Here is a 25,862-nt window from a genome sequence, read left to right on the forward strand (position 1 = left end):
CACCTCGAAAGCGGCGCGCCGGAATCGCCTTACTTGAGGAAGCCGTTCTTTTTCAAAAAGTCCTCGGCGACGCCCTTGACCGGTTCGCCGCCGACCTGCACTCGGCCGTTCAACTCCTGCAGCGTGACAAGGTCGAGCTTGGCGAAGACCGGCTTCAGCAGCGTCTCGATTTCGGGATGCTCCTTCAGCACCGCCTCGCGGATGATCGGCGCCGGCTGGTAGACCGGCTGCACACCCTTGTCGTCCTCAAGCACGATGAGGCCGGAGGGCGCGATGCCGCCGTCGGTGCCATAGACCATGGCGGCGTTGGCGCCGTTAGTCTGGTTGGCTGCGGCGGCAATGGTGGCCGCCGTGTCGCCGCCGGACAGCGTGATCAACTGGTCCGGCTTTAGCGTGAAGCCATAGGTCTTCTGGAAAGCGGGCAGCGCGGCCGCCGAATTGACGAACTCGGCGGAGGCCGCCAGCACCACCTTGCCGCCGCCCGAGACATATTTGCCGAAGTCGGAAAGAGTGACGAGCTTATTGGTATCGGCGACCTCCTTGCGCAGGGCGATCGCCCAGGTGTTGTTGGCCGGTGACGGTGACAGCCAGACGATCTTGTTGGAGTCGTAGTCGAGCTTCTTGGCAGTCTCGTAGGCCTTGGCGGCGTCTTTCCACACCGGATCGTCGGCCTTCTCGAAGAAGAAGGCGGCGTTGCCGGTGTATTCCGGATAGATGTCGATCTCGCCGGCTGTAATCGCCTTGCGCACCACAGGTGTGCCGCCGAGCTGGATACGGTCGGTAGTCTGGATATTATTGGCGTTCAGCACCAGCTGGATGATATTGCCGAGCACACCGCCCTCGGTGTCGATCTTCGACGACACCACCACCTGGGCACTCGCCGAGGCCAACGCAATTCCGAGCGCCAGTACAGCGCCGGCCAGAACCTTGATTGAAAACATCTCACAAATCCCTTGCTGTGAACCGGAATACGGCTGCCGCATATGAGCATGGCTTCGATGCCCCGTCGGGGTACACGGTTTCATAAGAGGGGGGATGGGCGCAATAATTTTGTTCGGATGTGAGTGAATCCGCTGCCGCGACGTCCCGACAGGGTGACGTCAGTTGGCCGCGCGCAAGCCCGTCATCTTCAACACGCCCAGTGCCACGAAGCACAGCACGACGACCGGGAAAATCATCCAGTTCAACATCTCCCAGCCCCAGGCATTGTAGACCGCCCCCGACATCAGCGAGGCGAAGGCGACGGAGCCGAACAGGACGAAATCGTGAAAACCCTGGACCTTGCCTTTTTCGGATGACTGGTAGCTGTCGGCCACCATGGCGGTGGCACCGATGAAGCTGAAGTTCCAGCCAAGGCCGAGCAGGATCAGCGCCGTCCAGAACTGCCACAGTGCCAACCCTGACAGCGCCACTATGGCGCAGCCAATCAGCAGCACCAGGCCGATGGCCACGATCCGCTCAGCGCCGAAGCGATAGATCAGCGACCCCGTGAAGAAGCTCGGCGCGAACATCGCCATCACATGCCAGGAAATGCCGAGCGTGGCGTCGTCGGTCGAAAGGCCGCAGCCGACCATGGCCAGCGGCGCGCCCGTCATGACGAAGCTCATCAGCGCGTAGCTGCCGACGGCGCAAAACAGCGCTGCGACGAAGCGCGGCCTGGTGACGATTTCCGAGAGCGGCCGGGCGTCGCTGTCGGCGATTTCCACCTTGTCGGTTGCCTTGGCCGGGATGCGCAACAAAGAGAGAATGGCGGCGCCGACCGCCGCCAGCACCAGGATGGACGCAAACGAGCCGGCAAACTTCACCGGCGAGAACAGGTCGCCGGTGAAGATGACGATCTGCGGCCCGAGTATGGCGGTGACGATGCCGCCGGCCAGCACGAAGGAGATGGCGCGCGCCTTGAATTCAGGCGGCGCATTGTCGGCGGCGGCAAAGCGGAACTGCTGGACGAAGGCGCCTCCGATGCCGATCACGGCCAAGCCGAAAGCGAATAGCCAGAAGCTGGCATGAAACAGCGCCAGCGTGGCGACCAGCCCGCCAAGCGCCGTGACCGCTGTGCCGGTCATGAAGCCGTCGCGCTGGCCGAGCCGGCGGATGATCGCCGCGGCCGGCAGGGAACCGAGCGCCACGCCGACATTGAAGCCGGTGATCGGCGCGGTTGCCAGCGACTTGTCAGCGTCGAGCAGGTACTGCCCGGCCAATCCGCCCATGGAAATGGCGATGGGTGCGGCCGAGCCGATGATCGCCTGCGAGGCTGCGAGGATGAAGGCGGTGCGACGCGCTTCCTTGCCCGCCTCAACGGCGACGACAGCAGTCATGAGGGGTCCTTGCCCCGGCCCTCGCCACGCACCCGGCGCGACACGCGATCAAGCACCGCATTGACCAGTTTCGGCTCGTCTTCTTCGTAAAATGCCTTGGCGATGTCGACATATTCGGAGACGATGACCGCCACCGGCACGTCCTCGCGCTGCATCAGCTCGTAGACGCCGGCGCGCAATATGGCGCGCAACGTCGAATCGAGCCTCGACAGAGGCCAGTCCTCGGTCAGCGCCTGTCGGATGACTGGATCGATGGTCTTCTGGTGCTCGACAACGCCGGCAAGAATGGCGCGAAACCACTGCGCATCGGCTTCGCGATAGAGCGCGCCATCGACTTCCTTGCCGAGCCTGAACGCCTCGTATTCGGCGGTGATCTCAAACACACCGCTGCCGGCGACGTCCATCTGGTAGAGCGCCTGCACGGCGGCCAGACGGGCAGCACCGCGCTTGTTGGCATGGCGAAACGCAGGCTGGCCGGGCGAAGCGGGTTCGCTCACGTTCGCTCTCCCAGCTGTTCCTTTAGAGCGATCATGGTCAGCGCCGCACGCGCCGCAAAGCCGCCCTTGTCGCCTTCCGAACGTCTTGCTCGCGTCCATGCCTGTTCGTCGTTTTCGGTGGTCAGGATGCCGTTGCCGATGCAGACCGCATCCTGCACGGACAGGTCCATCAGGGCACGGCTGGATTCATTGGCGACGATATCGAAATGATAGGTGTCGCCGCGGACCACCGTGCCGAGGGCGACGAAGCCGTCATAGTTCGTCCCGCCTTCGGAGGCACCGTCGAGCGCGAAGGAAATCACCGCCGGGATTTCGAGCGAGCCCGGAACAGTGACGACATCGTATGTCGCGCCCGCTTCCTCGAGGGCCTTTGTCGCGCCTTCGAGCAACGCGTCGGCAAGGTCGTCGTGAAAGCGCGCCTCGATGACAAGAAGGTGGGCCTTCTTCTTCGGACGGATGAACGCTTTGCCGTGTTGGGATGTGCCTGCCATAGATGTCTCCGGGGATCGCCGGTGACTTAGGCCGAAGCCGGTTTGATCGCAAGCGGAAGATTGCCGAAGGAACTTTCAAGGCCAACTCGGCGGCGGTCGCATCAGGGAATGGGCTTTATGGACGAGCGCCTCAAAGTCCCTCCTTCGCCGCCTCCACCAGTCGCGCCGCGTAGCGGGCCATGGTGTCGATCTCGAGGTTGACGCGGTCGCCGACCTGTCGCTCGCCCCAGGTGGTGACGGTCAGCGAATGGTGGATCAACAGCACGTCGAAGCGGGTGCCCTCGACCTTGTTGACGGTGAGCGAAGTGCCGTCGAGCGCGACGGAACCCTTGGGGGCGATGAATTTGGCAAGCTCGCGCGGTGCTTCCAGGGTGAAGCGAACGGCGTCGCCCTCTTCCTTACGCGCCACGATCTCGGCCATGCCGTCGACATGGCCGGACACTATATGGCCGCCAAGCTCGTCGCCGATCTTCAGAGCCCGCTCCAGGTTGATGCGCGTGCCGGATTTCCAGCCCATCGCGGTCGTCAGCCTGAGTGCTTCTTCCCAGGCCTCGACCTCGAACCAGCGTGCGTTGGCGCCGTCTTCCGGCAATCCCGTCACCGTCAGGCAGACGCCGCCGCAGGAAATCGAGGCGCCGATGGCAATGGTCTGCGGATCGTAAGCGGTGTCGATACGCAAACCGACGCCTTCCCTGAGCGGCATCACGGCAGCGACGGTGCCGACATCGGTGACGATTCCAGTGAACATTAGTTTGGCCCCGTGAACATCAGTTCGGTCCTAGATGTCTCTTATCCATTCCGCATATGTATCTTCGCCGAAACGCATGTTGCGCAATTTGCGAAATCCCGGCGGGATATTGTTGGCATCGACCGGCGATGCAATGCCGTCCCCGCCGATCGCATCCGGCCCCTGAAACAGCACGATGCGGTCGACTAGGCCTTCCTCAAGGAACGCCTTGGCCACCTCGGCGCCGCCCTCGACCAGCACGCTGGCCATGCCGAGCGCCGCCAGATCCTCGAGCAGTTCCGGCAACGCAATATCGCCTTCATACGTCTCAGTGCCGATAAAGCGCACGCCGGTGCGTTCGAGCGCGGCGCGCCGGTGCGGATCGGCCTCGGCGCAGGCGGCGACATAGAGCGGCACACGGTTGACGCCGGCGACCAGTTTCGAGGTCTCGGGTAGCCTGATCTGACGGTCGAGTACGATGCGCGCCGGCGAACGGCTCTCCAGTCCCGGAAGCCGAACCGTCAGCGCCGGATCGTCCTCCAGTGCCGTGCCGATGCCGATCAATATGCCATCGGCTTCGGCGCGCATCAGATAGACTTCGCGCCGCGCAATATCGCCGGTGATGGAGACCTGTCCCTCGCCTTTCACGCCGATCTTGTTGTCGCTCGAAAGCGCAAGTTTCAGGATCACTTCCGGGCGTTTTTTCAGAGATCGAATTAAATAGCCGGCCATCTGCTCCGCGGCCTCGGCCGCCAACACTTTTTCCACCACTTCGACGCCGGCGGCACGCAAGATTGCATAGCCCTTGCCGGAAACACGTGGGTCCGGATCGCTGGCAGCGCCGACCACACGCGCCACGCCGGCACTGACCAGCGCATTGGCGCAAGGCGGCGTGCGGCCGTGATGGGCGCAGGGCTCCAGCGTTACATAGGCGGTGGCGCCGCGCGCCAGTTCGCCGGCCTCTGCCAAAGCCTCGGTCTCGGCATGCGGCCGGCCGCCGACGGCGGTGACGCCGCTGCCGACGATCATCGGCCCGTCGCCGTCATCGCGCACGATCAGCGTGCCGACGGAAGGGTTGGTCGAGGTCCGCCCGGCATTCTTGCGCGACAGCCTGAGGGCTGCCGCCATATAGCGGCGATCGAGGACCTCTTGCTCAGCCGTGCTGCGTTCGGACCCTGCCATGCTCAGCTGGCGTCCTCTTCGCTCTTCAGCTCTTCGCCCCTGGGCTCGTCGGTTTTGAGCTCGTCGCCTTTGAGTTCGCCCAACACGTCGTGGAAATCCTTGGCCTCGCGGAAATTGCGGTAGACGGAGGCAAAGCGCACATAGGCGACATCATCGAGCGACTTAAGTGCTTCCATGACCAGCCGGCCGACTTCCCCCGAGGCCACCTCGGTCTCGCCCGAGCTTTCGAGCTGGCGCACGATGCCGGTCACCGCCCGATCGATACGTTCCGGGTCGACATTGCGCTTGCGTACCGCGATCTCGACAGAGCGCAGCAACTTGTCGCGGTCGAACGGCACCTTGCGTCCAGACTTCTTCACCACGACGAGATCGCGCAGTTGTACCCGCTCGAAAGTGGTGAAGCGGCCGCCGCAATCCGGGCAGACGCGCCGCCTGCGGATCGCCGCGCCGTCTTCGGCGGGGCGAGAATCCTTCACCTGCGTATCTTCGGACTGGCAATAAGGGCAGCGCATGGAGAGCCTTCGGTTCGCGATTCTCGTGGAGCGAAAGGCTTAGAGGTTTTTGCCGCCGTGGCAAAGTATGGCCGATGACCGATCGCGTCTCAGAGATAGCGAGGCGCGAGGAAAATTGCGAGAGCGGCAATCAGTTGACAGCGGTCCGCCAATCAGGGCGCGACGTCGCCGGTCGGGAAGCCGCAAGACGTGCCGAGATAGCGATAGGCCTTGGTGAAGCCGTCCATCGATATGGTCGCGACCGGCTTGTCGGCGAAGCTGACATCGAGGGCGCTGGTGCGGCGCATGGCGCGCAGTACCGCGAGCGTGGTCTCGGACTTGTTGTCTATCATCCACTGTCCGTCGGCGATAAGACGAAAACCGGCCTTGATCTTGTCGTTGACGTCCCGGAACACCACCGGGATGTTATCGCCCTTGGGCAAGTCACTGTTTCTCACGGCGATGATGAGGCTCGGATAACCATCGGGTGGCAATACGTCGCCATTCGAGATGGCCAGTGTAAGGGTGCCGCTGGTGCCGTTTGCGTCGAAAAAGACCGTCGACGCGGCGCAGGTCTTGCGCACATCCTCACCGGTGTTGACCTCGTCCATCGTGGTGGACCACCTGCCGAAGGTCTCTGTCTTGGGTGTTGCCGGGGTTGGCTCGGTCTGCGCCAAGGCGCGGCCGGACAGCTGCAGAATAGCCGATGCCAGCAAGGCACCAAAGCCGGCGAAACGGAAAGTTTGCATCATTAAGCTTCTCCGCAGTTGCCTTGCTGTCGCACCGGAGTTGTCACGGGCGACACTCCGCGTCGGTCAACCAAGATACGGGTAAAGCGGAAAACGATCGGTCAATGCCGCCACCTTGGCCTTCACGGTCGCCTCGACGGCCGCATTGCCCTCGTCGGAATTGGCGACCTTCAGCCCATCCAGCACTTCGGCGATCAGCTTGCCGATCTCGCGGAACTCGGCCTGACCGAAGCCGCGCGTGGTGCCGGCCGGCGTGCCGAGCCGAACGCCCGATGTCACGAAAGGCTTTTCCGGATCGAAGGGGATGCCGTTCTTGTTGCAGGTGATGTTGGCGCGGCCAAGGGCAGCCTCGGCGCGCTTGCCGGTGGCGTTCTTGGGACGCAGGTCGACCAACATCAGATGGTTGTCGGTGCCGCCGGAGACGATGTCGAGACCGGTTTCCTGCAGACTGGAGGCCAGCGCCTTGGCATTGGCGACGACGCTCTCCGCATAGATCTTGAAGCTCGGCTTCAGCGCCTCGCCCAGAGCCACCGCCTTTGCGGCGATCACATGCATCAGCGGTCCACCCTGCAGGCCGGGGAAGACGGCCGAATTCATCTTCTTGGCAATATCCTCGTCATTGCAAAGGATCATGCCGCCGCGCGGCCCGCGCAGCGATTTGTGCGTCGTGGTGGTGACCACATGGGCATGCGGCAGCGGCGACGGATGCATGCCGCCGGCGACCAGGCCGGCGATGTGAGCCATGTCGACCATCAGATAGGCACCGATCGAATCGGCGATCTCGCGAAAACGCTTCCAGTCCCAGACACGTGAATAGGCTGTGCCGCCGGCCAGGATCAATTTCGGCCTGGTCTCATGGGCGGTCTTCTCGATCGCATCCATGTCGAGCAGATGATCGTCCCGGCGCACGCCATAGGAGACGACCTTGAACCATTTGCCGCTCATATTGACCGGCGAGCCATGTGTCAGGTGTCCGCCGGAATTGAGGTCGAGGCCCATGAAGGTGTCGCCGGGCTGCAGCAACGCCAGGAACACCGCCTGGTTCATCTGGCTGCCGGAATTCGGCTGGACGTTGGCGAAGTTGCAGCCGAACAGCTTTTTCGCGCGTTCGATGGCCAGTTCCTCGGCGACATCGACGAATTGGCAGCCGCCATAGTAGCGCTTGCCCGGATAGCCCTCGGCATATTTGTTGGTCATGATCGACCCCTGTGCCTCGAGCACGGCACGCGAGACGATATTTTCCGAGGCAATCAGCTCGATCTCGTGGCGCTGGCGGCCGAGTTCGTTGCGGATTGCGCCGAAAATCTCGGGGTCGGCATCGGCAAGCGTGGTTTCGAAAAAGGATTCGAATTTGTTCGACACTGCCGCTGCTGTTGCCATGGGCTGAAATCCTCAAGGTTCGGGGTCTGTCGCGCCATTAACACAGTTGCTTTCGGCCCGCCACGTTTGCAGCGCGAAATTTGCTGGCCGGATTGCGCCAGAGAGACTGGCAGCCTCTATTTCCTTGCCTGCCGGCCCTTCAGCAGGGCCTCGGTGAGCGTGATCTCGGTGAACAGCGCCTGCATCGTATGGTCGTTAATCCGGCCGCTGCGAAACATTGCGCGAACCGCTGCGCGTTCGGCCTCAATGCCCGCCAGCCTCAATTCGAGTTCCAGCCGTCCGGCCTCGCGGGCCTCGGCGCGCGCCTCGTCGGCTTCGTCGGAGGCAGCGATGCGGCGACGGTAGCCGGCGACGATGCTGTCGGCGGTGGCAAGCCGGGCGCCGGGTGTTTCCCCTTCATCGCCGTCGGTCGCGCCGGCCATGCTCTCGATGCGGGCGATGGCGGCCTTGGCCGCGCCCACGCGCGCAAGACGCTCCTCGGCAGCGCCAGGATCCTCGCCCGGCTCGACCAGCCCTCGTGCCACCTTGGGTAAGGCAAGGCTGGCAATGAGCAATGAGCAGATGATGACGCCTGCGGCGAGGAAGATCACCACGTCGCGCGCCGGAAAGGGCGAACCATTCGGCATGGCGAGCGGCAGCGACAGGATGCCGGCCAGCGTGATGGCGCCGCGCACGCCGGCAACAGAGCCGGCGATCCGGACGCGCAGCCCGAACGGCTCGGCCTTCTGCTCGCGTAATCGCGCTGAGACGCGCGTCGCGATGTCGCCGACCCAGATCCACAGAAAGCGCAGCCCGATCAGGCATAGTGTCAGCGCGACCACCGTGGCGATTGGCTGGATGACCGGATAGCGGCTGCCGAGCTCAGGCGGCACGTTGCCGATGATTTCGGGAAGCTGCAACCCGAGCAGGATGAACAGCGCGCCGTTGAAGACGAAGGATAGCGTCGTCCACAGCGATATGGTCTGTATGCGTGCCGAGACGCCGAGAAAGCGGAAAATCCCGGAGCCGCCGGTGAGCACTCCGGCCGTGACCGCCGCCAGAATGCCCGAGGCGCCGACATTCTCGGCGCCGAGATAGGCGATGAACGGCAGCAGGACCATGACCAGCACCTGCACCTCGGCCGGCACGCCGCCGATACGGTTCAGCAATTGCAGCGCCTTGGCGGCGACGAACAAGGCAGCCACGCCGGCCAGGATGCCGGCAGCGACGGCATAGAGGAAAGTCACGGACGCCGCGACGAAGGAGAAGCTGCCGGTCAAGGCAGCTGCCACCGCAAAGCGGAACATCACGAGGCCCGACGCATCGTTGAGCAGCGCCTCGCCCTCCAGGATGTGCATCAGCCGGGCCGGGACCAGGCTCTTGTCGACGATCGAGGAGACGGCCACCGCATCCGTCGGGGACAGCACCGCAGCAAGTGCGAAAGCGACGACGAGCGGGATGCTCGGGACAAGCCAGTGCAAAGCGTAGCCGAAGCCGACAATGGTGAAGAAGACCAGCCCGATGGCGAGGTCGAGGATCGGCCCGCGCAGCGCGATCAGTTCGCGCTTCGGCGCACCATAGGCGTCGCTGAACAGCAGCGGTGGGATGAACACCAGCAGGAACAGCTCGGGATCGATCTCGACATGCATGCCGCGCACCGGCCAGGCGAGCGCTGCACCGATGGCGATCTGCAGTACCGGCAGCGGCACCCGCACCAGCCGGACCAGCGCGCCCGAAACGGCGACGAAGATGAGCACGACCAGAATGAACATTGCGACATGCATGATGCGATTTCCGACTACAGCGCCGCGTCCTTTTTCCGGCAATCGGCCCAGCAAAGCTTTCCGCGAAAGACCCCGGCAACGAAAAAAGGCCGCCCTTCCGGCGGCCTTTTTGCAAATGAACTCAGCTGCTTAGAGCGCGGATGTGATCTGCAGCTCGTTGGCCCCGTCGAGGCCGTAAATGTCGTCACGGAACTGGACCACGCCCGGCCCTGTCGACCAGGCCGAGACGTAGAGAAAATAAACCGGCACCGGATTGGTGACCTGCACCGGCGTGTTCTCCCCGGTCTTGATCGCCGCCTCGAAATGCTGGCGATCCCAGCCCGGTGTGTCGCGCAGAATCCAGGTGACGAGGTCGCGCACGTTCTGAACCCGCACGCAGCCAGAGGAATCGAAGCGCATCAGCTTGCCGAACAGGCTCTGCTGCGGCGTGTCGTGCATGTAGACGCCGTCCGGGCTGGGGAAATTGATCTTGACCGAGGCCATCGCGTTGCCGGCGCCCGGATCCTGGCGGAAGCGGTACTTCTCGGCGTCGTCGGTCGACCAGTCAACGGTCAGCGGATCAACCTCGCTGCCATCCGGTGCGAACAGACGGATGTGGCTATCCTTGAGATAGTTGGGGTCCTTCCGCATCAGCGGAATGATGTCCTTGCGCACGATCGAGACCGGCGCGTTCCAGTAGGGATTGACGATGATCTCGTTGATCTTGGAATTGACGATCGGCGTCTGGCGGTCGATCTTGCCGACGATCGCGGTATGGCGCAGCACGACGCGATCGTTCTCGACCGCCTCGATCTGTGCGCCCGGGATGTCGACCAGCACGTAACGGTTGCCTAGAGTACCGGCACGCTCGCGCAGCCGCTGCAGATTGGTCTGCAACTGGCCGAGCCGAATTGGCGCCGAAACATTCATCGCCGCATAAGAATACTGGCCCAGCGTCCCGTCGGCAGGCAGGCCATGGCGCGCCTGGAAGCGTTTGACCGCCGAGTCGACATAGGAATCGAAGGCTGTCGAAATGCCGGCGCTCTGCGCCAGATCGCCCGCAATCATCAGGCGCTTGCGCAGCGGGACCACGTCGGGATCATCGACGCCGAGCTGCAATTTCTTGGTGTCGGGAACCGGCTCCCAGCCGCCCTGGGCGACGATGTTCTGGTATTGCGCGACCGCCTGCTCGGTAAACGAAACGGTCTGCAGGCTGAAGATCGGCAGCGTCGAAGCCACTTTGCCGCCCTGGCTGGGGCGGGCGTCGAACTGGTCGTCCCAGTTGCCGCGGGCCGAGGATTTCAGGATATCCCCGATCACATCCTGCGCACTGGCGCGGCCGGCGACGATAGCGGCTGCGAGCGCGGAGGCTCCTGAAAGGAAGAAACGGCGGCTGGTTCTCATGGACGTTCCAGACATTCTTGCTACAATTCCACTCACCGGGCGGTCTCGCCCGCACTCTAGAGTTGGCTTCTTAACAATTAGCCAACCATGGCCCGCATCACTTCGGTGTAAAAACACAGGGGAAGTGACTTGGGCACAGGACAAATGCACGGCTTTGGCCCCAGCATCACCCGCATCTTCGGTTCCATTGGAATATGGCGGCAACGTGGCTGTTGCTCGAATTTGGATCGGCCGGCCTGACGAAACGGCAAGACCGGTGCTTTTCGGCACCGGCCTTTGGTCGACTCCGCGGCAGCACTTCCGTAGTCCAGCTTCAGATCTTGATGCGGCGGATGCGATTACATCCGGTAGGCGATGGTATCGTTCCAGAACCGATCCAGGCGCTGCAGGGCGCGGTTCATCTGCTTGAACTCTTCCGTGTTGATGCCGCCAACCTGCTCGATCGAACCGACATGGCGCTCGTAGAGGCCGGCGACGACTTCCGCCACCTCATTGCCCTTCGGCGTCAGCGAAACCCGCACCGAACGGCGGTCGATGCGCGAGCGCTGGTGGTTGATGAAGCCGAGATCGACCAGCTTCTTCAGATTGTAGGAGACATTCGAGCCGAGATAATAGCCGCGCGAGCGCAGTTCGCCGGCGGTCAGCTCCGAATTGCCGATGTTGAACAGGAGCAGCGCCTGGATGGCGTTGATGTCGGAGCGACCGTTGCGGTCGAATTCGTCCTTGATCACGTCAAGCAGACGGCGATGCAGCCGCTCGACCAGCTGCAGCGATTCCATGTACAGCGAACGGATCGCCTCGCGGCGGTCATCGGATACGTTGGCGGTCTTCGCCGCCGGACGCGAATTGATCATTGTCTTTGCCTCTCGTTTGTCGCCCGGTGATTTTTTGTTCTTCACCTTGATCGCGACACTATCGAATACTCATAAAATTCGACTTAAACGCCAAGGCTAACAAGAGCTTACCGGTAAGGGGTTTCGAAAGAGGCTTAACGGACGGTCACCCCAGCAAGGATAATTAACCTAAAGATTTAGCCAACGATCCTGGCCGGAATTGCTATCGCCGGGGTTGCCGCTTCTGGATCCAGATCACCACGCGGAACACTATGTAGAGCAGCGCCACCGCAAGGTGCGAGGCGACGATCAGCGGCCGGTGGCCGAACAGCTCGGGGAAGCCGGCATACATGACGCACTCGGTCACCGCGCAGATGAACCAGATCACCGGCCCCCAGGACGCCAGCATCCAGAGGCCGGCGGCAGCGAACGGAAAAAACACCGCCAGCACCACCGCCGCCACCTGCCAGTGCACCGGCATCAGGTCGAAGCGCCACAACGGGCCGGGGTAAAAGCCGATCAGCCGGATCCAGTACAAGATGCCGAACAGCAGACAGTAGCCGGCGATGACGCGCTGGAACCAGGCGAAGATGACCTCGATCGTCGAGGGCTGCAGCACCACGCGTCTCGAGGCGACCTCGCTCACAGCTTCAGTTCCCGTTCGCCGAGCGGTGCGAAATAGGCGTCGACGTTGGCGGCGCTGACGTCATCGATGCCTGCCGGCCGCCATTGCGGCGTCGAGCCTTTATCGATGATGGCGGCGCGGATACCTTCATAGAAGTCGTGCCCGGCAAGCATGCGGTTGAGGATACGGAACTCCATTTTCATGCACTCGTCCATCGACAACGTCTGCCCGGCGCTGATCTGGCGCCATGCAACATGCAAGCTGGTCGGTGAACGTGTGCGGATGGTGGCCAGCGTCTTTGCCGCGAACTCGTCGGCAGCGGCTGCCCGCTCCAGGCTAGCGACGATATCGGCCAGCGACGGCTGCGCGAAATGCCGGGCGATGGCTTCCAGCGTCGGCCTGTCGGTCTCGCGCCTGGCCGGGACGAAGCAGCCGCGCAGCACCGATTCCGGGTCGCCGCTTTCCGCCAGACGGTCGAGGAAGCCGGCCTGGCCCTCCGCCTTGATCGTATGGGTGGCGAGGCCCGACCACAAAGCATCGCCATAGCGGATGCGGTTGCCGGTCAGCGCCAGATACATGCCGAAGCTGCCGCCGAGATCCGGCAACAGATGGCTGGCGCCGACATCCGGGAAAAAGCCGATGCCGACCTCGGGCATGGCAAACTGGGCGTTCTCGGTCAGCACTCGCTGCGAGCCATGGAAGGAGATACCTACGCCGCCGCCCATGACGATGCCGTCGATCACCGCGACATAGGGTTTCTTGAAGCGGGCGATGCGGGCATTCAGCCGGTATTCATCGGCGAAGAAATCGACCGGAGGCCTTCCTGCGCGGCCGGCTTCGTAGATGTGGAGGATGTCGCCGCCCGCCGAAAATGCCCTGCCCTCGGCCTTGACGACGACAACGTCGACGCCGTCGTCGCGCTCCCAACTGCGCAGCGCCTTGTCCAGCGCCTTGACCATGCGGTGGGTTACGGCATTGAGCGCCTGCGGCCGCGTCAGCGTGACGACGCCGGCCCTGCCCAATCTTTCGAAGCGAATCTCGTCGCCTCCGCCAAAATCCATCGCCAGAGAATCCCTCCCCGCGCCCGCCGGGAGTGAAGTGCTAAAGCGTGGCGCATGGCCGCGTCAATGGCGGCGCCCAATCCGCTGCATGGTCGTCGGCGTCACCCAGTGCTAATGCTGGCGCTTTGAACCGGAAGGTTGAACCATGCCTTGGTTGCCGCGCCTTGCTGTTGTGGTGGTCGGCCTGATCGCTGCGAACGCTCCTCCCGTATCGGCCGGAACCGTCGACGAGCTCTATCAATCGCAGACCATCGTCACCGGCCAGGGCGAGGTCAACAGGCAGATCGGTTTCAAGGCCTGCCTCGATGCGGTGCTGGTTCGTGTGTCCGGCGATCAGCGGCTGCCGAAGAGAACTGAGATGGCGGCGCTGCGCGACAAGGCCGGCAGCTTCGTTGCCGAATTCCGCTATCGCGACCGTCTCGAAGGCATTCCGGTCCATGACGAACAGGGCACCCATGACCGGCCGCACGATCTCACTTGTCTGTACAGGCCTGACGTTATCGATCCGGTGCTTGCCACGCTCGGCAGCAAACCATGGCTTGGCGAGCGGCCACGCCTGGTAATTTTCCTGGCGGCGGAGCAAGGCACAAGGCAGTTCGTGCTGACCGCCGACGATGAGCGCGGGGCGGCGATGCGCGAATCGTTCGTCAACGCCACCGGTCCGCTGGTCATGCGGATTGTGTTTCCCGAAGCGTCGCTGCTATCGGCCTCAAAGCTTAACGACCAGGCCCTGCGCCATGCCGATATCACGACGCTGGACCAGCTTGCCAGGAAGGCCGGAGCCGACCAGGCGCTCGCCGGCAGTATCGTCTGGAGCGACAAGGAACTGGGCTGGATAGCCGACTGGCGGCTTGCCTTGAATGGCAAGAGCTACAATTGGCAAGTGCGCGGCGTCAGCTTCGACGAGGCATTCCGCGTCGCCATGCGGGGTGCTGCGCAGATCCTATCGGGCAATGGGCAACCAGAATAGCGCCCGACAGGACCGCTGGCACAATCGTGTCGCATTGGTCAGCAGCGAAAGCTCGTGGTAAAAGCCGCCCGATCCGGAGTTTTTGCGATGAACAAATTCACCCCTGCAAAGCCTGCCGGCGCGCGCAGCGTCGACGAGATCACCGGCAGCCGGCGGCTGCGGCGCATGCGCAAGGCCGATTGGTCGCGCCGCCTTGTCCAGGAGAACCGGCTGTCGGTCGACGATCTGATCTGGCCGATCTTCGTCGTCGACGGCAGACAAGTGCGCGAACCGATTGCCGCCATGCCCGGCGTGTTCCGCCTGTCGCTCGACCTCGCCGTCAAGGAGGCTGAGCGAGCGGCCAAACTTGGCATTCCGGCGATCGCCACTTTCCCCAATGTCGAGCTCGGCCTGCGCGATCAGACCGGTTCGCATATCCTCGATCCGGAAAACATCATCAACCGTGCCACCCGCGCCATCAAGCACGCGGTGCCGGAGATCGGCATCATCACCGACGCCGCGCTTGACCCTTTCACCTCGCATGGCCATGACGGCATCTTGCGCGAGGGCATTATCGTCAATGATGAAACGGTGGAGCAGGTGACGGCGGCGGCAGTCATCCAGGCGGCGGCGGGGGCCGACATCATTGCCCCCTCGGACATGATGGACGGCCGGATCGGTGCCATCCGCGATGCGCTCGACGCCAATGGATTTCAGGATGTGGCGATCATGTCCTATGCGACCAAGTTCGCATCCGCCTTTTACGGCCCCTATCGTGAGGCGGTCGGCACCGCCGGCCTGCTCAAGGGCAACAAGAAGACCTATTACATCGACCACGCCAATTCCGACGAAGCGGTGCGCGAGGCCGAGCAGGATCTCGCCGAGGGCGCCGACATGCTGATGGTCAAGCCCGGCCTGCCCTATCTCGACATCATCCGGCGGCTCAAGGACGAGTTGCAGATGCCGACCTTCGCCTATCAGGTCTCGGGCGAATATTCGATGATCAAGGCCGCCGCCGCCAATGGCTGGATCGATGGCGAAAAGGCGATGCTGGAATCGCTGCTCGCCTTCAAGCGCGCCGGCTGCGACGGGATTCTCACCTACTTTGCGCCCGAAGTGGCGGCGATGCTCAAGGGGTGATGCGCCTTTGTAGCGTCTACATCGAGTAGTGTTCGTTCGTCCAAAGCGCGACATGGAACGCCGCAGGACATCGCTTCAAGTTTACGCTGCCCCTCGTTGCCCTGCCGGGCATTTCTCGCCGTAAAGTGGCAGGGAGAAAGACGCGTTCGTAAAAGATTTCACCAATCTCCAGCGTTGCAAAAATATCGACGTTGCGGCCAGCCCCTTCTCCCCGTCACTATACAGGGAGAAGCTGCCGGCAGGCGGATGACGGGCGGCGCCGACATTGAGATTAGTTATTCCAACATGATTTGGAAGCGATTGCCCCGCCGGCGATTCAAAATACCGCTTGCAAAATGCAATCAGTTAAGCTACCCCGATAACTGCTTGCATCTCACAATTGGTTATCGAGGAGGCTCTCATGTCCAAACTTCGCGTCAGCGCTTTCACCTTGTCGATCGACGGCTTCGGCGCCGGTCCCGACCAAGACCTGAAGAACCCGCTGGGTGTTGGCGGGGAAGCCCTGCACGAATGGATGTTCGGCACCCGCACCTTCCGCAAGATGGTCCTCGGCAAGGATGGCGGGACCACGGACACTGACGAGGCGTTCGCCGCGCGCAGCTTCAAAAATATCGGCGCGTGGATCCTGGGCCGCAACATGTTTGGGCCGATCCGCGGCGAATGGCCGGATGACAGCTGGAAAGGCTGGTGGGGTGACAACCCGCCCTACCATGTGCCGGTCTTCGTGCTCACGCACCATCCACGTGATCCCATTGTCATGGAGGGCGGCACGACCTTCTATTTCGTGACCGACGGCATCCACTCAGCGCTGGAGAAGGCGAAAGCAGTGGTTGACGGCAAGGATGTACGGCTGGGCGGTGGCGTTTCTACGATCCGGCAATATCTCAAGGAAAAGCTCATCGACGAAATGCATCTGGCGATCTCACCGGTCCTGCTAGGCGCCGGCGAGAGCCTTTTTGCCGGCATCGACATGCCCAAGCTCGGCTATCGCTGCAGCGAGCAGGTCGCGACGCCGAAGGCCACGCATGTCATCATCGAGCGCACCTAGCTTGTTGCAGGGCGCCGCCATGGAGGCGCCGCCTTCCTCGCCGCTTTAGTCAGTACTTCTCCGGCACATACAGTTCGCGCGGCAGTACCTGGCGCTCGTATTCGGGATTGAAGACGCGCTCCGGCAGTGTGATCTCTTCGTGCGGCACCTCCTCATAGGGCATCTGCTTGAGCAGATGGTCGATGCAGTTCAGCCGTGCCCGCTTCTTGTCGTTGCCCTCGACGATGAACCACGGGGCTTCCGGAATATTGGTGCGGGCGAACGTTTCTTCCTTGGCCTTGGTGTACTGCTCCCAGCGCACGCGCGACTGGAGATCCATCGGCGACAGTTTCCATTGCTTCATCGGGTCATGGATGCGCATCAAAAAGCGCATCTGCTGCTCCTCGTCGGTGATCGAAAACCAGTATTTGACAAGCGTAATGCCTGAGCGGACCAGCATGCGTTCGAATTCCGGAACGTCGCGGAAGAACTCCTCGACCTGATCCGGCTGGGCAAAGCCCATTACCCGCTCGACGCCGGAGCGGTTGTACCAGGAGCGGTCGAACAGCACGATCTCGCCGCCGGCCGGCAGATGCGGAACGTAGCGCTGGAAATACCATTGCGACTTCTCGCGCTCGGTCGGCGCCGGAAGTGCTGCGACGCGGCAGATGCGCGGATTAAGCCTCTGGGTGATGCGCTTGATAACACCACCCTTGCCCGCCGAGTCGCGGCCCTCGAAGACCACGACGAGCTTCTTCTTGTGATAGGCGACCCAGGATTGCAGCTTGATCAATTCGGATTGCAGCGTGATGAGATCGCGAAAATACTGCAGGCGGTCGATCGATGGCGGATGTGCATTCTTGTAGATCTTGGCGATCTCCATCGACAGCACCGGCTCCGAGATTTCCAGCTCATAATCTTCGTCGAGCGTGTCGGCGAGTTCCGCTTCCAGCCAGTCCCTGGCCGGGGAATTCTGTTTTATCTCGGTCATTTGCGCTGCTCCGCTTACAGGCCTTGCCGGCCGCTGTCAGGCGCTCTGCCGCCCGGCCCGGCGGCCGGAAATCGAAGCGCTGGACCGATGTTAGTATAGGCCGGCAATGACGGTTTTATTGCAGCCACTACTGCGCTGGCTATGCGTTCAATCCGCAAGATGTGATCGAGCTTGCCCTGCGGGGCGGGCGACAAGCGGAACGAATTATCCTACAAATGCCCGGTTCACTGAGGGGCTGTCGTTTGCAACGCCCTTTCCCGATAAATCGTGAGGATACGACATGGAATACCGCACTCTCGGCCGTTCCGGGCTGAAGGTTTCGACCCTGACAATGGGCACCATGACATTCGGCGGCGGCGGCGCGTTTTCGGCGGTTGGCAAGACCGACCTCGACGAGGCGCGTCGGATGATCGACCTTTGCATCGATGCCGGCGTCAATGTCATCGACACCGCCAACGTCTATTCGAACGGGGTGTCGGAAGAGATCATCGGCGAGGCGCTCGGCGGCAAGCGCAAGGGCGACGTGTTGATCGCCTCCAAGGCGCGCATGCGGATCGGCAAAGGCCCCAATGATGAAGGCCTGTCGCGCTACCATTTGGTCCGCGAATGCGAAAGGAGCCTTAAGCGGCTCAGGACGGATGTCATCGACATCTATTTCCTGCACGAGTGGGATGGCCTGACACCGCTCGAGGAAACCATCGCCGCGCTCGACACGCTGGTCGCGCAGGGCAAGGTCCGCTATGTCGGCTGTTCCAATTATTCCGGCTGGCAGGTGATGAAGGGGCTTGGCATCAGCGATCATCATCACCAGCCGCGCTTCGTCACCCAGCAGATCCACTACACGCTGGAAGCGCGCGAGGCCGAGTATGAATTGTTGCCGATCTCGGTCGACCAGGGGCTCGGCGTGCTGGTCTGGAGCCCGCTTGCCGGCGGGTTGCTGTCCGGCAAATACCACCGTGACCAGCCGACCGCCCGCCAGCTCAGCGGCTGGTCGGAACCGCCGATCCGCGACGAGGACCGGCTGTGGCGGATCGTCGACGTGCTGATCGATATCGGCAAGAACCACGGCGTGTCGGCAGCGCAGGTGGCGCTTGCCTGGCTACTCGGCCGGCCCGCCGTCAGCTCATTGGTGATCGGCGGACGAACCGAAGCGCATTTCAAAGACAATATCGCCGCTGCAAGCCTGGTGCTTGGCGATGAGGAGCGCACACGCCTCGATGCGGTCAGCAGGCCGCCCGTGCTCTATCCCTACTGGCACCAGCAGTTCACCGCAAAGGACCGGTTCGGTCCGGCCGATCTCGTCCTCGACCGCGACGGCGCCTGAAAAGCCGGGCTCTCCGGACTGCGCGGAGATATGGAGCCCGATCGTGCCTTGCGCTGTTGTGTTTGCGGTCCAATGCTCCTAGGCAAAGGCCAAGCACAATGAAAGGAAACGATATGGCACGAGCACCGAACTACGGTCAGGAACGCAAGGAACGCGACCGGCAGAAGGCTGCCAAGAAGGCGGAAAAGCAGGCTGCCAAGGTCGCAGCCAAGGAGCGATCGAAGCCCGAGGGCGAGAGAGAGTCCCAAACCAAAACCGAAACGGCCGAGTGATGACGCCCGGCCTGTCAGGCGGTCCGCGCCTCGGTCAAATCCCGCTATGCCTCAGGCGGGCGCCTTGTCGCTGACGAAGACGTTCACTTCACGAGCGGCGGCAATGAAGGCCCGTCTTGCGTTCATGGCCGGCTTGTCGCCGGCCAGCGCATCATGACAGGCTTGCAACGCTTCGCGGTGCTTGGGGCTGCGCTTGCCGGGCCAATTGTTGAGGAGGTAGTCGGAAGCCTCGCGGGCCGTACGCAAGAGCTGATTGCTTCCCGCCGCGCCCTTGACGGTCACGGGTGTGTCAAATCGGTTGTTTTCCATCGCTGCTCTTACGCCATCGGCATTTGCGAAGCGAGACCGAAAGTAGCATTCTTCGCTCATCTGCTCTTTTCGTGATCAATGGCAGCCGATCCTCACTCAAGCGACGACCGCAAATCCCCGGGCGCGCAGGCCGCGCCGGTCGTTGCGCAGCGAGGTCACCAGCCGGTCGCGGCTGCCGATGATATGGGCCGAAAGCAGGCGGGCGGCGCTATCGGCATCGCCGGCCCGCACCGCCGACAGAATGGCATGGTGTTCGGCCCAGGCACGGCCAAGCGCTGCCTCGTCGCGAACCTCGAGCCAGCGGGCGCGCGACAGGCGCGTCATCGCATCGCGAACCGCTCTGAACAGGAACTCGTTGCCGGATAGACGTGCCAGCTCGATATGAAAATCCCTGCCGACGCGATGCCATTCCTCGCGCGGCGTCTTGTCGTCGCAAGAATCGAGCATCGCCTCGATGATTTCGACGGCACTTCTGTCCTGCAAGGTGCAAGTTAGTCTGAGTGCCGCGACCTCGACCGCCTCGCGATAGACGGCGATCTGCTCGAGTTCAGCAAGATTGATGGGCGAGACCGTCCAGCCGCGGCCGTCGCGGCAGATCAGGCCTTCAGTCTCGAGCCGCAGCAATGCCGCCCTGACCGGCGTGCGCGATGCGCCGAAGCGGCTTTCGACCCAGCGCTCCGTCAGCCGCTCGCCGGGACCGATCTCGAGCCCGAGGATCATCTCGCGAAGCTGCTTTTCGACGTTCTGCATCTGCGACATTGGCGTTCCGTTCAGGTCATTTGTTCCGGCAATCGGATCACTGGCCGGCGTTGGCCGATCACGCCGGCCTTTGTCGATCATGTTTGAGAGGCCCGCATTGACAGCGACGGGGCTTGCGTTCATGACAGATACCAGCTTGGTATCCCAAATTGGTATCCGTAGCAAGTTTCATGCAAGCTGGCCGGACAGGACATGACATGCCGCAAGACGCCGCCCTCGCCATGCAAGGCACGCACAACGTCCACTGGCGCCGCAATCTCGCCGTGTGTTTTGCCGGCTCGTTCAGCACGCTTGTAGCGATGACGCTGCTGTTGCCCTTCCTGCCGCTTTACGTCGAGCAGCTGGGCGCCGAGGGCCATGCGGCGATCGTGCAGTGGTCGGGCATCGCCTACGGCGCCACCTTCCTTGCTGCCGCGCTGGTCGCGCCCCTGTGGGGGCGGCTAGGCGACCGCTACGGCCGCAAACTGATGCTGGTGCGAGCCAGTTTCGGCATGGCGCTGTGTATGTCGCTGACCGGCATGGTGCAGACCGTCTGGCAATTGGTGCTCTTGCGCCTGCTGATCGGCTTTGCCGGCGGCTATTCTTCGGGCTCGACCATCCTGGTTGCCATGCAGACGCCGAAGGATCGCTCCGGCTGGGCGCTGGGCGTGCTGTCGGCCGGAATCACGGCCGGTGCCCTGGTCGGTCCGCTGCTTGGCGGCGCGCTGCCGCCGCTGATTGGCATCCGCGCCACATTCCTGCTCGCCGGCGGCGTCATTTTCCTGGCTTTTCTGGCAACCACCTTGCTGATCAAGGAGGCCCCTCGCCCGGTTGCCGCCAAGGCCGCGTCAGAAGAAAAAGTGAAAGACGGCTGGTCGCAGATTCCCGACAAGCGCCCCGTCGTCGCCATGCTGGCGACCGGCATGCTGTTGAGTTTCGCCACCATGTCGATCGAGCCGATCATCACCGTCTATGTCCAGCAGCTCATCGAAGATCAGAGCCAGGTCACGCTGGTCTCCGGCATCGTCATGTCCGCGGCAGCGCTCGGCGCCATCCTGTCGGCGTCGCGGCTCGGCAAGCTCGCCGACCGTATCGGCCACTGGAACGTCATCGTTGCCGCACTCGCCGTCTCGGCGCTGCTGCTGATCCCGCAGGCCTTCGTTACCCAGGGCTGGCAACTCGTCGGCCTGCGTTTCCTGATGGGCCTGGCGCTTGGCGGTCTTTTGCCCTGCATCACCAGCGTCATCCGCCACAATGTGCCCGACGGGGTCGGCGGCAACGTACTGGGCTTGTCGATCTCGGCGCAATATGTCGGGCAGGTCGCCGGACCGTTGCTCGGCGGCTTCGCCGGCGGCCATTTCGGTATGCGCTCGGTGTTTCTCGGCACATCCATTCTGATGGCGGGCGGAGCGGCCTATAACTGGCTGGTCCAGTCGCGCCGCGAACGCGACATGCTGGCGGAAGCCGGCAAATCCTGACACGGTTCGCGGCACTATCTCAGGCGGTCGCCAGGAATCACGGAGGCGTGGAAATGAGCACGGATGAACACGCGGCAGGCGGCCGCATTCTGGTTCTTGCCGGCGGCCTATGCGGCGCAACCGGCGTGGCGCTTTCGGCGGCGGCGGCACATCTCGGCGGCGCTTTCGTCGGTACGGCCGCATCCTTCCTGCTCTTGCATGCGCCGGTCTTCCTTACCGTCGGGCTGCTCGGTGGCAATAGCATCCTGCGAACCGGAAGCCTCATCCTTCTCGTCGGGCTTCTGCTATTCTCGGGAGATCTTTTGGCCCGCGACTTCCTTGGCTCGCGGCTGTTCCCGATGTCGGCGCCGATCGGCGGCACGTTGCTCATCGGCGGCTGGCTGATGATGGCCGCCTCGGCGCTGGTGCGCCCGCGCCGCCATTGATGCGGCAACCAATGGCGGCCGCTGCTCCTTCGCCAGCCGCCCTCGATCCACGAGCTCTGTCTTGCCAGCTCAGTCTCGCGGACGTTCGGGCCGGACTTGGCCATCGCTGTTGGTCGTCTTGACTACACGCCGCCGCTCCGGCCGTTCGGTGGCCGGCGAGATGCCCCAATAATTGCGATAGATGTCTTCGAACAGATGCTTGATCGGGTGCATGGCTTAATCTCCTCTAGTTTTTTGAAACGATCCAATCAGCGGGCACAAAAATAGGCCACCGATCAGCTCCGCTTGCGTCCTACGAGGAAACCCAGGTCGCGAATCCACGGACCGGTCCTGTCTCGCCGCTTCCGGGCCTCCGCGCTCGAACGGATGCTCCAGTCGTTCCGGTAAATGTCCTCGAACAGATAATTGACGGGGTGCATGGGGACGAAAAACGCTCTTGGATCGATTCAAAGAATACGCATCGCACCACAAATGTCAAGCAAAAATTTGAATCGATCCAACGAAGGTGTTAGGTAGTCGGCGATACTGTTGGACCGGAGTCCCGGAGACAAACAAATGGCATCACTCACCGAAGGCAGGAGGCCCATCCGGCTGGCGGACATCGCCAAAGCCGCGGGCGTATCACACGGCACCGCCTCCAATGTCTTCAGCCGTCCCGAAATCGTGCGTGAGGAAGTCCGCGAGCGCGTCAAGGCGGCGGCCGAGGCGCTGGGCTACGCCGGCCCCGATCCAAAGGGCCGCCTGCTGCGCGCCGGCAAGGTCAATGCGATCGGCGTCGCCACAACCGAGCCGCTGTCCTATTTCTTCGACGACCCCTTTGCGCGCGTGATGATGGCCGGCATCTCGGAGGCATGCGACGCCACCGGCGCGGGAATAGCCCTCGTGTCGGCCGGCAACGAGGAAAAACTTGCCTGGAATATCCAGAGCGCCCTGGTCGACGGCTTCATCCTGTTCTGCATCGAGGGCGGTCCGCGCCTCGTCGAGCTGACGCGCGAACGCAAGCTCCCCTTCGTCGCGCTCGAGCTCGGCTCGCAGGACGCCACGGTCTCCGCGATCGGCGTCGACAATGTTGCCGGCGGCCGGCTCGCGGCGCGCCATCTGGCGGAACTTGGACATCGCCGCTTCGCCGTGCTGTCGCTGGCCTTCGCCGACGACAGCACCGGACTTGTCTCGCCCGAGCAGGTCCGGACCGCAGTCTATACAGGAACCCGTGACCGCCTCCTCGGCTATCTCGAAGAGCTTTCCCGGTTCGGCGTCGATGCCGCCAAGGTGCCGGTCTACGAGACTGAAAACGATGAGGCCAGCACAAAGGCCGGCCTCGAAACCCTCTTCGCCTCGGCAGAACCGCCGACCGCCATCCTGGCGATGTCGGACCGGGTCGCGATGGAAGCATTGGAATGGCTCAGCGCGCGGGGCATCGCGGTTCCTCGCGATGTTTCCGTCGTCGGCTTCGACGGCGTGCCTGAAGCCGCAATTTGCGAGCCTCCGCTCACCACCATCGCCCAGCCGATCGCCGAGATCGGCCGCCGGGCAGCGCGAAGAATCCTCGACTTCGACGGCACGGTGCGGCGAGAAACGCTCGGCGTCGAACTTGTCGTCAGGGCGTCGTCCGGGCCGCCGCCAGGCACAGGTTGACTGGGCAGATCGGCTCCAAATCTTATCGATTGGCCGCCATCGGACCGATGCCAAAGGATGGACGGACCGGCGGCGCCTCGTTGCGGACCGGCTTGCCCTTGCCGGACCAGCCGATAGCGGACAGCCATTCCAGATAGAAGGCGAGCGCGAACTGCATGGCGATGCCGGCGGCGAGCAGCAGACTGTCATAGGCAAAGCCGCCCGGGTTGACCAGCTTCATCACCTGCGCCGCCATGGCAATCACCGTGCCGGCAATGAAAACCGGCAGCGAGCGTTTGCCCAATATGGCGAGCGGATTGTCGCGGCCGGTGCGGAACAGGTTCGAGACGAAAGGCAAGGCGACGACTAGGTAGCTCATCGCCAGGATGTGCAGCAGCCGCGGCAACGACAGGAACGTCTTGTCGAAACCGGTCAGCACCACCGGCAGGTCGAGCCACGACACATGCCCCCACAGCGGGCTGTGCACCCAGACGAGCGCCGTCAGCACATAGGCGGCGGCCGCGCCGACCAGCCAGCGATTGACAGGGATGGTGCCGCCGCGCCGCACATGCAACACGCTGGCCATGCCGATATTGAACAGCAATTGCCATGACAGCGGATTGAGGAACCAGAAGCCGGGCTCCGGGTAGTTCGGCGGCGCGATCTGGTAGATTCCGGCAATCAGCCAAAGGGCTGCGGATACTGCGAGCGCCGCCAGTGGCCGGTAGCTGATGAACAGCAGGAAGACCGGAGCCATCAACAGCAGCGCCGCATAGACCGGCAGTATGTTGTTGTAACCGAGCTGATGGCCGAGCGTGACGATGCCGACCAGGACTTGTGGCGGGTTCCTGACGAGCGGCTCGATGTTGATCAGCGTCAGAAGATCCGGCCGTTTCGCAAACACCGCCGCCGCGCAGAAGATAGCCATGACCACCATCGTCGTGACGATGTGGGTGACATAGAGCACACCGGCGCGGCGCCACATTTTCAGTGTTGCAATCAGCCGGTTTCCCGGCTGGAACTTAGTGCCGTAGGCGAGAGCGACGGACATGCCGGAGATCAGCACGAAGGCCTCGGCCGCATCCGAAAACCCGAAATTCTTGTAGGTCAGGGTTTCGAAAACGGTGCCAGGCACGTGGTCGACGAATATGGTCAGGAGGGCGAGAGCCCGGAACACATCAATACGCGTATCGCGTTCCGGCGAAACTGGCATGGTCATCGATAAAAGGCCTTAAAGCTGGTTGTTCATGCCCGGCATGCGATCCCTCGGGCGACCACCCGGCGCACACTGCTTCGATCCCCCCGCGGGGATTATATCGGCAAAGAAACGGACTGAAATGCGCCCGGTTCAATCAACTTTCGCGGAGCTTGAAAATATTCCGTTTTGAAGCCGGCAAATTAACGAAAGTAACGCGGAATCAAAAGGATGTGACTATGGCCGAGCAAAGCCTCGAAGACGGTATTTTGCAGGAGAATTCGGGCTTTTTCTACCGGCTCCATCGATCCGCCAATTTACCCGGTGACTGGCTGTTCCTGTTGCATGGATCGGGTGTCGACGAGACGACCTTGCTGCCGCTTGGTCGGCAAATCGCGCCGCATGCGGCGCTGGTTACGGTCCGTGGCCGCATCCCTCAGGAGGACGGTTTCCGCTGGTTCACGCGAATCACCCCGACGCGATTCGAGCAGGCAAGTATCCGCGCGGAGGCAGATGCGTTTGCAAGCTTCGTCGCCGGCGTCGCGAAGCGCCACAGCCTCGATCTCCGCCGCGCGACCTTTCTCGGCTATTCGAACGGCGCCAATCTGGTTTCAAGCGTCATGCCGCTGCATCCGGGCCTCATCGAGCGCGCTGCATTGCTGCGCCCCATGCCGGTGCTCGACGAGGTGCCGCCGGCCGACCTGTCGAAGGCGCGGGCTCTGATCGTCGCCGGCGCCGCCGACCTGACCTACGCGCCTTTCGCCCCCGTGTTGGCCGCTCTACTGAGCTCGCATGGCGCCAAGGTCGAGACCCACACCATTGCCTCCGGCCATGAAATCGGCGACGCGGATGCTGAAATCGTCAGGCAGTGGCTGGCGGGGTCAGGCAACCGCTGAACGA

28 protein-coding genes are annotated in these 25,862 nt (G+C 62.9%); 9 read left to right on the plus strand and 19 right to left on the minus strand.

What is annotated here, in order from left to right; translation table 11 throughout:
• Positions 1–29 precede the first annotated feature (29 nt).
• From osmF to NKI17_RS24150, 14 genes are all read right to left on the minus strand, one after another.
• Positions 30–941: a glycine betaine ABC transporter substrate-binding protein OsmF gene (osmF, locus tag NKI17_RS24085; protein ID WP_352636858.1), complete on the minus strand. Its 912-nt coding sequence runs from the start codon at positions 939–941 to the stop codon at positions 30–32.
• Positions 942–1,100: 159 nt separating this feature from the next.
• Entirely contained in the window at positions 1,101–2,318 is a 1,218-nt protein-coding gene (locus NKI17_RS24090; protein WP_352525292.1) for an MFS transporter, read from the minus strand.
• Positions 2,315–2,815 (minus strand): transcription antitermination factor NusB, encoded by a 501-nt coding sequence (nusB, locus tag NKI17_RS24095; RefSeq protein WP_352906893.1) that lies wholly within the window; start codon positions 2,813–2,815, stop codon positions 2,315–2,317. Before nusB ends, NKI17_RS24090 begins: the two co-directional genes overlap by 4 nt.
• Positions 2,812–3,306, minus strand: coding sequence for a 6,7-dimethyl-8-ribityllumazine synthase (gene ribH / locus NKI17_RS24100; RefSeq protein ID WP_352449305.1), 495 nt, complete (start codon positions 3,304–3,306; stop codon positions 2,812–2,814). The genes nusB and ribH overlap by 4 nt, the downstream gene beginning before the upstream one ends.
• 130 nt (positions 3,307–3,436) lie before the next feature.
• Positions 3,437–4,054 carry a riboflavin synthase gene (locus tag NKI17_RS24105; protein ID WP_352906894.1) on the minus strand — a complete coding sequence of 206 codons (618 nt, stop codon included), beginning with the start codon at positions 4,052–4,054 and terminating at the stop codon, positions 3,437–3,439.
• Positions 4,055–4,084: 30 nt separating this feature from the next.
• Positions 4,085–5,215, minus strand: a complete 1,131-nt coding sequence (ribD, locus tag NKI17_RS24110) for a bifunctional diaminohydroxyphosphoribosylaminopyrimidine deaminase/5-amino-6-(5-phosphoribosylamino)uracil reductase RibD (protein WP_352590535.1) — start codon at positions 5,213–5,215, stop codon at positions 4,085–4,087.
• A gap of 2 nt (positions 5,216–5,217) precedes the next feature.
• Positions 5,218–5,727: a transcriptional regulator NrdR gene (nrdR, locus tag NKI17_RS24115; RefSeq protein ID WP_023674492.1), complete on the minus strand. Its 510-nt coding sequence runs from the start codon at positions 5,725–5,727 to the stop codon at positions 5,218–5,220.
• A gap of 152 nt (positions 5,728–5,879) precedes the next feature.
• The gene (locus NKI17_RS24120) at positions 5,880–6,458 is read right to left on the minus strand and encodes an invasion associated locus B family protein (protein WP_036238056.1); all 579 of its coding nucleotides are present in this window, start codon (positions 6,456–6,458) and stop codon (positions 5,880–5,882) included.
• A 63-nt stretch (positions 6,459–6,521) separates the two neighbouring features.
• A complete protein-coding gene (gene glyA, locus NKI17_RS24125) occupies positions 6,522–7,835 on the minus strand; it encodes a serine hydroxymethyltransferase (protein ID WP_352449301.1) in 1,314 nt (437 codons plus the stop codon).
• A 116-nt stretch (positions 7,836–7,951) separates the two neighbouring features.
• Positions 7,952–9,598 (minus strand): Na+/H+ antiporter, encoded by a 1,647-nt coding sequence (locus NKI17_RS24130; protein WP_352906895.1) that lies wholly within the window; start codon positions 9,596–9,598, stop codon positions 7,952–7,954.
• Between the two features lie 129 nt (positions 9,599–9,727).
• A complete protein-coding gene (locus NKI17_RS24135) occupies positions 9,728–10,981 on the minus strand; it encodes a L,D-transpeptidase family protein (protein ID WP_352636856.1) in 1,254 nt (417 codons plus the stop codon).
• Between the two features lie 338 nt (positions 10,982–11,319).
• Positions 11,320–11,835 carry a transcriptional regulator LdtR gene (gene ldtR, locus NKI17_RS24140; protein ID WP_023674486.1) on the minus strand — a complete coding sequence of 172 codons (516 nt, stop codon included), beginning with the start codon at positions 11,833–11,835 and terminating at the stop codon, positions 11,320–11,322.
• 202 nt (positions 11,836–12,037) lie between these two features.
• The gene (locus tag NKI17_RS24145) at positions 12,038–12,460 is read right to left on the minus strand and encodes a DUF6163 family protein (protein ID WP_023674485.1); all 423 of its coding nucleotides are present in this window, start codon (positions 12,458–12,460) and stop codon (positions 12,038–12,040) included.
• Positions 12,457–13,500 carry an enoyl-CoA hydratase/isomerase family protein gene (locus NKI17_RS24150; RefSeq protein WP_023674484.1) on the minus strand — a complete coding sequence of 348 codons (1,044 nt, stop codon included), beginning with the start codon at positions 13,498–13,500 and terminating at the stop codon, positions 12,457–12,459. The genes NKI17_RS24145 and NKI17_RS24150 overlap by 4 nt, the downstream gene beginning before the upstream one ends.
• A gap of 145 nt (positions 13,501–13,645) precedes the next feature.
• Between NKI17_RS24150 and NKI17_RS24155 the strand changes: the two genes are divergently transcribed.
• The 3 genes from NKI17_RS24155 to NKI17_RS24165 all read left to right on the plus strand — a co-directional run bounded on the left by NKI17_RS24155 (position 13,646) and on the right by NKI17_RS24165 (position 16,637).
• Positions 13,646–14,470, plus strand: a complete 825-nt coding sequence (locus tag NKI17_RS24155) for a DUF8605 domain-containing protein (RefSeq protein ID WP_023674483.1) — start codon at positions 13,646–13,648, stop codon at positions 14,468–14,470.
• Between the two features lie 87 nt (positions 14,471–14,557).
• Entirely contained in the window at positions 14,558–15,589 is a 1,032-nt protein-coding gene (gene hemB / locus NKI17_RS24160) for a porphobilinogen synthase (protein WP_352906896.1), read from the plus strand.
• Positions 15,590–15,989: 400 nt separating this feature from the next.
• Positions 15,990–16,637, plus strand: coding sequence for a dihydrofolate reductase family protein (locus tag NKI17_RS24165; RefSeq protein ID WP_352571472.1), 648 nt, complete (start codon positions 15,990–15,992; stop codon positions 16,635–16,637).
• 49 nt (positions 16,638–16,686) lie between these two features.
• On the opposite strand, the gene ppk2 is transcribed toward NKI17_RS24165, so the two are convergent.
• A complete protein-coding gene (ppk2, locus tag NKI17_RS24170; RefSeq protein WP_352906897.1) occupies positions 16,687–17,607 on the minus strand; it encodes a polyphosphate kinase 2 in 921 nt (306 codons plus the stop codon).
• Between the two features lie 280 nt (positions 17,608–17,887).
• On the opposite strand from ppk2, the gene NKI17_RS24175 reads away from it, so the two are divergent.
• Together NKI17_RS24175 and NKI17_RS24180 are read left to right on the plus strand one after the other, a co-directional pair.
• Positions 17,888–18,931, plus strand: coding sequence for an aldo/keto reductase (locus tag NKI17_RS24175; protein ID WP_023674479.1), 1,044 nt, complete (start codon positions 17,888–17,890; stop codon positions 18,929–18,931).
• A 113-nt stretch (positions 18,932–19,044) separates the two neighbouring features.
• Positions 19,045–19,203, plus strand: a complete 159-nt coding sequence (locus NKI17_RS24180) for a hypothetical protein (RefSeq protein ID WP_023674478.1) — start codon at positions 19,045–19,047, stop codon at positions 19,201–19,203.
• A gap of 51 nt (positions 19,204–19,254) precedes the next feature.
• Here the strand turns inward: NKI17_RS24180 and NKI17_RS24185 are convergent, their stop codons facing one another.
• Positions 19,255–19,512 (minus strand): DUF982 domain-containing protein, encoded by a 258-nt coding sequence (locus tag NKI17_RS24185; protein WP_023674477.1) that lies wholly within the window; start codon positions 19,510–19,512, stop codon positions 19,255–19,257.
• Between the two features lie 96 nt (positions 19,513–19,608).
• A complete protein-coding gene (locus NKI17_RS24190; protein WP_023674476.1) occupies positions 19,609–20,271 on the minus strand; it encodes a GntR family transcriptional regulator in 663 nt (220 codons plus the stop codon).
• A 197-nt stretch (positions 20,272–20,468) separates the two neighbouring features.
• Between NKI17_RS24190 and NKI17_RS24195 the strand changes: the two genes are divergently transcribed.
• Positions 20,469–21,728 (plus strand): multidrug efflux MFS transporter, encoded by a 1,260-nt coding sequence (locus tag NKI17_RS24195; RefSeq protein ID WP_023674475.1) that lies wholly within the window; start codon positions 20,469–20,471, stop codon positions 21,726–21,728.
• Positions 21,729–21,781: 53 nt separating this feature from the next.
• Positions 21,782–22,153, plus strand: a complete 372-nt coding sequence (locus NKI17_RS24200; protein WP_023674474.1) for a DUF423 domain-containing protein — start codon at positions 21,782–21,784, stop codon at positions 22,151–22,153.
• 69 nt (positions 22,154–22,222) lie between these two features.
• Here the strand turns inward: NKI17_RS24200 and NKI17_RS24205 are convergent, their stop codons facing one another.
• Entirely contained in the window at positions 22,223–22,366 is a 144-nt protein-coding gene (locus NKI17_RS24205; protein ID WP_023674473.1) for a hypothetical protein, read from the minus strand.
• Positions 22,367–22,708: 342 nt separating this feature from the next.
• Between NKI17_RS24205 and NKI17_RS24210 the strand changes: the two genes are divergently transcribed.
• Positions 22,709–23,788 carry a LacI family DNA-binding transcriptional regulator gene (locus NKI17_RS24210; RefSeq protein ID WP_352906898.1) on the plus strand — a complete coding sequence of 360 codons (1,080 nt, stop codon included), beginning with the start codon at positions 22,709–22,711 and terminating at the stop codon, positions 23,786–23,788.
• Between the two features lie 22 nt (positions 23,789–23,810).
• Here the strand turns inward: NKI17_RS24210 and NKI17_RS24215 are convergent, their stop codons facing one another.
• Positions 23,811–24,986: an OpgC family protein gene (locus NKI17_RS24215; RefSeq protein ID WP_023674470.1), complete on the minus strand. Its 1,176-nt coding sequence runs from the start codon at positions 24,984–24,986 to the stop codon at positions 23,811–23,813.
• A 215-nt stretch (positions 24,987–25,201) separates the two neighbouring features.
• On the opposite strand from NKI17_RS24215, the gene NKI17_RS24220 reads away from it, so the two are divergent.
• Positions 25,202–25,858 (plus strand): alpha/beta hydrolase, encoded by a 657-nt coding sequence (locus tag NKI17_RS24220; protein WP_023674469.1) that lies wholly within the window; start codon positions 25,202–25,204, stop codon positions 25,856–25,858.
• Positions 25,859–25,862 lie beyond the last annotated feature (4 nt).

It is taken from the genome of Mesorhizobium sp. M0816, from assembly GCF_040320005.1.
Classification (GTDB): domain Bacteria; phylum Pseudomonadota; class Alphaproteobacteria; order Rhizobiales; family Rhizobiaceae; genus Mesorhizobium.

Bases quoted from the DNA above. Each gene is read 5' to 3' on its own strand.
- NKI17_RS24220 (WP_023674469.1), top strand. From the start codon at position 25,202: ATGGCCGAGCAAAGCCTCGAAGACGGTATTTTGCAGGAGAATTCGGGC.
- osmF (WP_352636858.1), bottom strand. From the start codon at position 941: ATGTTTTCAATCAAGGTTCTGGCCGGCGCTGTACTGGCGCTCGGAATT.
- ribH (WP_352449305.1), bottom strand. From the start codon at position 3,306: ATGGCAGGCACATCCCAACACGGCAAAGCGTTCATCCGTCCGAAGAAG.
- NKI17_RS24090 (WP_352525292.1), bottom strand. From the start codon at position 2,318: ATGACTGCTGTCGTCGCCGTTGAGGCGGGCAAGGAAGCGCGTCGCACC.
- NKI17_RS24185 (WP_023674477.1), bottom strand. From the start codon at position 19,512: ATGGAAAACAACCGATTTGACACACCCGTGACCGTCAAGGGCGCGGCG.
- NKI17_RS24105 (WP_352906894.1), bottom strand. From the start codon at position 4,054: ATGTTCACTGGAATCGTCACCGATGTCGGCACCGTCGCTGCCGTGATG.
- NKI17_RS24165 (WP_352571472.1), top strand. From the start codon at position 15,990: ATGTCCAAACTTCGCGTCAGCGCTTTCACCTTGTCGATCGACGGCTTC.
- NKI17_RS24180 (WP_023674478.1), top strand. From the start codon at position 19,045: ATGGCACGAGCACCGAACTACGGTCAGGAACGCAAGGAACGCGACCGG.
- NKI17_RS24135 (WP_352636856.1), bottom strand. From the start codon at position 10,981: ATGAGAACCAGCCGCCGTTTCTTCCTTTCAGGAGCCTCCGCGCTCGCA.
- NKI17_RS24195 (WP_023674475.1), top strand. From the start codon at position 20,469: ATGCCGCAAGACGCCGCCCTCGCCATGCAAGGCACGCACAACGTCCAC.
- NKI17_RS24175 (WP_023674479.1), top strand. From the start codon at position 17,888: ATGGAATACCGCACTCTCGGCCGTTCCGGGCTGAAGGTTTCGACCCTG.
- ldtR (WP_023674486.1), bottom strand. From the start codon at position 11,835: ATGATCAATTCGCGTCCGGCGGCGAAGACCGCCAACGTATCCGATGAC.
- NKI17_RS24155 (WP_023674483.1), top strand. From the start codon at position 13,646: ATGCCTTGGTTGCCGCGCCTTGCTGTTGTGGTGGTCGGCCTGATCGCT.
- NKI17_RS24200 (WP_023674474.1), top strand. From the start codon at position 21,782: ATGAGCACGGATGAACACGCGGCAGGCGGCCGCATTCTGGTTCTTGCC.
- glyA (WP_352449301.1), bottom strand. From the start codon at position 7,835: ATGGCAACAGCAGCGGCAGTGTCGAACAAATTCGAATCCTTTTTCGAA.
- ribD (WP_352590535.1), bottom strand. From the start codon at position 5,215: ATGGCAGGGTCCGAACGCAGCACGGCTGAGCAAGAGGTCCTCGATCGC.
- NKI17_RS24150 (WP_023674484.1), bottom strand. From the start codon at position 13,500: ATGGATTTTGGCGGAGGCGACGAGATTCGCTTCGAAAGATTGGGCAGG.
- NKI17_RS24190 (WP_023674476.1), bottom strand. From the start codon at position 20,271: ATGTCGCAGATGCAGAACGTCGAAAAGCAGCTTCGCGAGATGATCCTC.
- NKI17_RS24130 (WP_352906895.1), bottom strand. From the start codon at position 9,598: ATGCATGTCGCAATGTTCATTCTGGTCGTGCTCATCTTCGTCGCCGTT.
- hemB (WP_352906896.1), top strand. From the start codon at position 14,558: ATGAACAAATTCACCCCTGCAAAGCCTGCCGGCGCGCGCAGCGTCGAC.
- NKI17_RS24205 (WP_023674473.1), bottom strand. From the start codon at position 22,366: ATGCACCCGATCAAGCATCTGTTCGAAGACATCTATCGCAATTATTGG.
- NKI17_RS24215 (WP_023674470.1), bottom strand. From the start codon at position 24,986: ATGACCATGCCAGTTTCGCCGGAACGCGATACGCGTATTGATGTGTTC.
- ppk2 (WP_352906897.1), bottom strand. From the start codon at position 17,607: ATGACCGAGATAAAACAGAATTCCCCGGCCAGGGACTGGCTGGAAGCG.
- NKI17_RS24210 (WP_352906898.1), top strand. From the start codon at position 22,709: ATGGCATCACTCACCGAAGGCAGGAGGCCCATCCGGCTGGCGGACATC.
- NKI17_RS24120 (WP_036238056.1), bottom strand. From the start codon at position 6,458: ATGATGCAAACTTTCCGTTTCGCCGGCTTTGGTGCCTTGCTGGCATCG.
- nrdR (WP_023674492.1), bottom strand. From the start codon at position 5,727: ATGCGCTGCCCTTATTGCCAGTCCGAAGATACGCAGGTGAAGGATTCT.